The following is a 5,465-nucleotide window of genomic DNA, read 5'->3' as shown; positions in this document are numbered from 1 at the left end:
ATAAATCTCGATAAGTTCCCGCTACTAACAATCCTTTTACTTTTAAATCGTTCATTTGCTTCTCAGCCGCTGAGATAAATATATCTACAGGCGCACCGCGTTCGATTTGTTGTTGGAGGGCACCAGAAGCCGCAAAATTATAATTGACCGATCGATTGAGGTTGGCTTTAGTATAAAGTGGTGTAATTTCTTGCAGAGATTTTTGAAGACTGGCAGCAGCGGCAACTAAAATTGTTGATGTAGAATTGGAAGATTTCAATACGTGCTGCTGGGGTGGGAAAGCTAAAAAGCTCGCACTGATAATTATAATTAGGCTTAACAGTCCGAGTTGCCAGAACTTATTGAAAAGACGATTCACTATCCACTATCCACTATCCACGAGACTAGATTGATATCTAATTTTTCGCTGAAATAAGAATGGACGCTTGCGCGTCCACTCGCTGATGCTTATTTTAAGTTAGCAGCAGCAAAATCCCAGTTTACCAAGCTATCTAAGTAGGTACTGATAAAATCAGGGCGGCGATTTTGGAAATCGAGATAGTAAGCATGTTCCCAAACATCTAGCGTCAGCAAGGGAGTTTGTCCGTGAACTAGGGGGTTTTCAGCATTACCAGTTTTGGTAATCTTGAGCGTACCACCATCGTTAACCAGCCATGCCCAACCACTACCAAATTGAGTCGTAGCCGCAGTTTTGAAATCTGCTTTAAATTGGTCTAAACTACCGAATGCTGCATCGATTTTTGCAGCTAATTCGCCAGTTGGCGTACCGCCACCATTCGGCTTCATAGATTTCCAGAAAAAAGCATGGTTCCACACCTGAGCGGCATTATTGAAAATGCCTGCTTTGCTGGCATCACCAAAACTAGCTTTGACAACATCTTCAATCGACATATCCGCCATCGGCGTATCTTTGGTAAGGTTGTTGAGGTTAGTCACATAGGTAGCATGGTGCTTACCATAGTGAAACTCAAACGTCTTTGCAGACATGTGTGGCTCTAATGCACTGACATCATAAGGCAAAGCTTCTTGTACGAACGCCATTGGGAAATGCTCTCCTAAAATTAATATTCTCACCTACTGCTGAATATAACAAATTTAACCAGCTAGGCGCGAGTGAGTGTAAAAAGTGTGCATGTAACAGAAGGCTCGATCTGCTCCACTGCGGATCTATCGAGCCAAATCTCAAACCCCAGCCTTTTGACTGAGATAAATCCGTACAACTGGCTGAAGATCCGATCGAGGTACCCAGGCTATTATCTAAATATATTAGTTACCCAATAACTACTGCAACGTAGATCGCTATTTACTGGTGGTCTATTTTTTGTTTTTTGCCCAATTTACGCTTGTGGATTGTCAATGATGCCACCGCGATCGGACTGGATGACGATCGGACTCAAAAATGTCAAACTAGGTAGTGAACTTGAGAATTTACCAGTTGACACTCCCATGCAGCCAAATATCGAAATTTATACATGGCGAAGCTGCCCGTTTTGCATTCGTGCCAAGGCTTTATTGAAAAATAAGGGTGTCGAATTTACCGAACATTCGATCGATGGTGACGAACAAGCTCGCTCGGTAATGGCAGCCAGAGGCGACGGCAAACGTTCTGTGCCCCAAATATTTATCGACGATACCCACATCGGTGGCTGCGATGACATCCACGATCTCGACGCTCAGGGCAAGTTAGACGCATTGCTCGGTATTGCTTAATTAATCTCTAAAAAAGCAGCCAATACATAATGTATCGGCTGCTTTTTGTTTTCATGAGCACGGAGGGACTCGAACCCCCGCTCCTCAGGACCGGAACCTGATGCTCTATCCACTGAACCACGTGCCCTTGTTATTCATATAATAGCGCATCTAGTGAAATTTCACTACCTAATTTTAGTAAATCTCCTTCCTGTTACTCTGGGTCGATTATAGAAATAGCCCCAGCTTTCTCTAGGGAAGGCTAGGGCTATTTCTTTTTGATATGCGGATGGGGAGACTCGAACTCCCAAGGACTAAGCCACACGCACCTCAAGCGTGCGCGTATACCAATTCCGCCACATCCGCTCGATTAAATTTTTGGTTGAGGTGCGCTTTACGTGCTTTGCTAAGATATCACGATTAGACGGGGGAGTCAATAGGGGGAGGAGATGGGAGTTGAGAGATGGGAGATGGGAGTTGGGAGTTGGGAGAAAAAAGGACGCAAGCGTCTTTGGATGTTGAGATATTATATTTTCCTTCCTCCCTCATCTCAATGGAAGAGGTGCTTTAGCACCTTTCTCTCCCATCTCCCATCTCCCCGCTCCCATCTCCAACCTCTCTAAGTTTGAGAAAGTCGTTTGACTTCCACGCCGCCGAGGAGTAAATCGGCTTCCCAAAGCAAGTCGGGGATTTTTTCCGCATGGGGACTATTTGCCAGACATGCAGATAAATCGAGATCTTTGACGTTGGTAGCTTTGGCACCAGGAAACCAGTGTCCGCCATTTTCGAGCAGATTGTAGCGCATTTGTCCGTACTCGATCGTATCATAGGCGATCGCGAGATTTCGCAGCCAGAGGATAATCGGGATATTGATGTTCCCAGGGGTGTCTGTGGGGTCGGGTAAGCCTTGTCGCCAGGTTTTTACCCACTCGTGCCCTAGTTTGTCGATCGCGGCACGTTCTAGGCGATCGATAATTGGCGGTAATAGTTCGGCGGCGCGTGCTAGTAAAGGGAGTGTTTTGAGGTGTTCGTCAAAATCGCTGGGTGTCGCCGCACCGACGCTGAGGGTATGGACTTGGGAATGGCTCAGACAGAACAGGTTATTAAATACAATCGGACTCAAAGGTTGACAGAGTTCGACTAATTTTGCTGATGGTTTATTGAGCAATCCACCTTTATTAGTCGGACTGATAATAAATACCCCCATGTCGTGACGAGTTGCTGCTGCGATCGCCGCCCAATTGGTTTGATTGATATAGTACCAATGGAGATTGACATAATCGAATTTATCGCTCTCGATCGCCCGAACGATCGTTTCGGTACTACCGTGAGTAGAGAAACCAATAAACCTGACTTTCCCTTCTGCTTGCAGTTGTTTAGCCACTTCCCAACAGCCGCCATCTCTCAGGGCAAAATCGGCAGTTTCGCGATCGTTAATGCCATGCAGACCTAGCAAATCGACATATTCTAAATTGAGTCGCGATAAGCACAGCTCGAAAGTTTTGCGAAATTCTTTCGCATCGGCGGTAGGTACAACCTTAGTTTGAAAAATAAAATTTTGGCGATTTAACTTGGGTAAAATTCGACCGAGTTGAACTTCAGAAGAGCCGTAAAACCTGGCAGTTTCAATATGATTTATCCCAACAGCTAGCGATCGTTGGATCGTCGCTTCTATATTTAATTGATTATCATCGGGAATTTCAGCAAAAGGGACATCTTGCCACTTATGTTGGTAGCGCATTCCGCCACATGAAAAGACAGGCATTTGGAGATCTGTACGACCAAAACGACGATATTCCATTAGGGGATAGTGGATAGGGAAGGGTGGGAGGATAGGGAAGGGTGGGAGGATAGGGAGGATTTATGAAGATATCGCTTTAATTAACTCCCTACACCCCTAGTCTAAAGTAATGTTAGCTGTCCGTCAGTGGTTTTGGATTTGGGTGGTTTGGCAGTAGATGTATCGCTCTCGGCAGCTTCTATCGTTACGGTGTCTGGATCTGAAGATGATTCGAGATCTAGTAAAACTCGATTGCTGGAGATGGAGCCGAGATTATCTGAAGATAATAACTCATTTGCAGCGGCGATCATGGCGGTGGCAATGTCTTTAAGGTCGGGGCGATTGTCCAGGTAGGTAGAAAGTGCTACCATCGGGTCGCCAACGCTACAGCCGAGTTCGGGCAATCGAGGTTGGCTTAGTTGACTGATAAGTTCGGCTTGAATTGTATAGTGGTGTGCGGTACTCAAGGCTTCGTGAATGCCACTGGTATTAATTAATTCGACTCGATCGGGACTAAGCTGATAAATTAATCGTACTACGACATCGGTAATATCGACCTTGGCGATCGCGGCTAAAATATCTAGTTGAGGCTGTTCGCTATTGGAGACATCGATTTTAATCGTCCGAAAAGTCCGCACAGCTAAAGGGCAAAATTCCCAAGTCGTCTCAAAACTTTTACTGGCTGGCTGCACCGTCGGCTCAATTGTCACTAACACATAGCCTTTATCTTCCTTCTCTTCGCTAAAATCTACCCGCTCGATACTCCCTGGATAGACAACAGCGGGGTCGTTGGTTTTATTGAGATTTTGGTGACGATGGACGTGCCCCAAAGCCACGTAGTCAAAGCAAGAACGCGTCAGGAAGGATAGGGGAATGGTAAACCCTCTACCAACAGCTAAAAATTTCTCGGCTCCTAGAGTGGCATTATCCGCCATTAGGTGCGCTAAAACGATCGTCGGTAAATTAGGATCGAGTTTGCGAATTTCGCCTTCTAGTCGCGGCTGAAGTTTATCGAGTAATAATTGGTTGACTTCCAACATCGAGAGATTTTCGGCAATCTCGCGAGTTAGTAGAGTAGAGCGATTGAGCCAGGGGAGGGTAATAATTTGAATCGCACCGCTGCGAGTATTTATAACATGAGTCTCGATCGTATCGCCGACGATCGTGCCAGGAACGCCCAAGGAGCGATAAATTGACAAGCTGGCTCCACCTTGTCCCTGAGAATGTTGATCGTGATTGCCAACTAATAAGACGGTGGGAATATTAGCATCGACGAGCCGATAAAATTGACGGGCGAAAGCTTGCTGAATATACGGTGCGGGCGTAGCATCGGGAAAGGCATCTCCACCAAATAGTACCAGATCGACTGGCTCGGCTAATGCCCTGTCGATCGTACTCGATAGTGATTTGACAAAATCTTGGAACCGCGTATTCAGTCCGGTTTCTGGGTCAATTTTACCATGAGCAAAACCTCCACCCATGTGGATATCGGCTAGATGTAGAATTTTCATCAGATTAAGTTTTAGGCTTTCAGTGTGCCTACGGCAGGCTATCGCCAACGGCTACCGCTCACTGAGCGGTTTTGGGCTGTAGGGATTAGATTCCGATCGATAGACAAGGTATTCCAGTAACTATATACTAGCTGATGTCGCTCGATCGAGCATAACAGTTTGGTTAGTTCTTGGTCTATTTAACCCACATTCCGCACTTAGGAAAAGTAGCATGAAAAAAGCCTATTTTTACGTTGCTGCGATCGATCGATTTCGACCGCCTAGCGAAATTGGCACCAAATCAAGAGTTGTTACCTAGCAAGGGTTTTAGTAAGCCGATGGCGAGATTTGAACTCGCGACCAATTGATTACGAATCAACTACTCTACCACTGAGCCACATCGGCAGGATCGGGTAAAATTAATCTACCCAACCAATTATTATAGATGGCATCAAGCCTAAAATGACAGAAATACAGCCAAAACAAAGACCTGAATCGATCGATCC

Annotated in this window: 5 protein-coding genes and 3 tRNA genes; 1 reads left to right on the top strand and 7 read right to left on the bottom strand. The window is 45.6% G+C overall.

Going from position 1 to position 5,465, the window contains the following annotated elements; translation table 11 throughout:
• A partial coding sequence (gene modA, locus RMO79_RS13695) for a molybdate ABC transporter substrate-binding protein (protein ID WP_310483713.1) occupies positions 1-358 on the bottom strand: 358 nt, incomplete at its 3' end.
• An 89-nt stretch (positions 359-447) separates the two neighbouring features.
• Complete coding sequence (locus RMO79_RS13690; RefSeq protein ID WP_310483712.1) at positions 448-1,041, bottom strand: superoxide dismutase; 594 nt, start codon at positions 1,039-1,041, stop codon at positions 448-450.
• 405 nt (positions 1,042-1,446) lie between these two features.
• On the opposite strand from RMO79_RS13690, the gene grxC reads away from it, so the two are divergent.
• Positions 1,447-1,710 (top strand): glutaredoxin 3, encoded by a 264-nt coding sequence (grxC, locus tag RMO79_RS13685; RefSeq protein ID WP_310483715.1) that lies wholly within the window; start codon positions 1,447-1,449, stop codon positions 1,708-1,710.
• Positions 1,711-1,764: 54 nt separating this feature from the next.
• On the opposite strand, the gene RMO79_RS13680 is transcribed toward grxC, so the two are convergent.
• The 5 genes from RMO79_RS13680 to RMO79_RS13660 form a co-directional block, all read right to left on the bottom strand.
• A tRNA-Arg gene (locus tag RMO79_RS13680) sits at positions 1,765-1,837 on the bottom strand.
• Between the two features lie 136 nt (positions 1,838-1,973).
• A tRNA-Leu gene (locus RMO79_RS13675) sits at positions 1,974-2,055 on the bottom strand.
• A 253-nt stretch (positions 2,056-2,308) separates the two neighbouring features.
• A complete protein-coding gene (locus tag RMO79_RS13670) occupies positions 2,309-3,490 on the bottom strand; it encodes an aldo/keto reductase (RefSeq protein WP_310483711.1) in 1,182 nt (393 codons plus the stop codon).
• Positions 3,491-3,591: 101 nt separating this feature from the next.
• Entirely contained in the window at positions 3,592-4,983 is a 1,392-nt protein-coding gene (sbcD, locus tag RMO79_RS13665; protein WP_310483714.1) for an exonuclease subunit SbcD, read from the bottom strand.
• A 309-nt stretch (positions 4,984-5,292) separates the two neighbouring features.
• Positions 5,293-5,364, bottom strand: a tRNA-Thr gene (locus RMO79_RS13660).
• Positions 5,365-5,465: the final 101 nt, after the last annotated feature.

It is taken from the genome of Chamaesiphon sp. VAR_48_metabat_403 (assembly GCF_031422475.1).
In the GTDB taxonomy this organism is placed as follows: Bacteria; Cyanobacteriota; Cyanobacteriia; order Cyanobacteriales; family Chamaesiphonaceae; genus Chamaesiphon.
The sequence above is the reverse complement of the archived record's forward strand: the minus strand, read 5'-3'. Positions and strand labels throughout refer to the sequence as shown.